Below are 469 nucleotides of genomic sequence, written 5' to 3' on the forward strand. Positions count from 1 at the left end.
TATGCGCACACCAAGGACGGCAAGCGCGCCGAGGTCTATTTCAACCCGGTGAACGGTGCCATCGTCAAAAACAACGTCGATTGACGATGGGCAATGTCGTTCCCCGGACGCCGACCAATGGCCCTGCCCGAAAGAGCGGCAGGGTCAAGGTCTGGGATCCGATCGTCCGCATCTTTCATTGGACGGTCGCAGCTGGCGTTATCGCCAATCTCACTGTCCTGAAGCATGAAGAAACGCCACATATCTACGTCGGTTACGTCGTCGTGACCGCATTGGCGATCCGGCTTGTGTGGGGTGTCATCGGCCGCCGCCATGCTCGTTTTGCCAGCTTCGTGACAGGTCCCGTCGGGCTGCTGCGCTATTTTCGCGCGATGATCGCTCGTCGGGAGCCTCGCTATATCGGGCATAATCCAGCTGGTGCGGCGATGATCGTCGTGTTGATGCTGTTGTTGGCGATAGTCGGCTCCAC

Annotated in this window: 1 protein-coding gene; it reads left to right on the top strand. The window is 58.8% G+C overall.

From position 1 onward, the window contains the following. Window positions 1-86: 86 nt before the first annotated feature. The coding region (locus tag AACY45_RS28345; protein WP_339548781.1) for a cytochrome b/b6 domain-containing protein at window positions 87-469 on the top strand (383 nt) is incomplete at its 3' end.

The sequence above is a fragment of the Pseudomonas sp. RA_35y_Pfl2_P32 genome (genome assembly GCF_963970735.1).
Lineage (GTDB): Bacteria > Pseudomonadota > Gammaproteobacteria > Pseudomonadales > Pseudomonadaceae > Aquipseudomonas.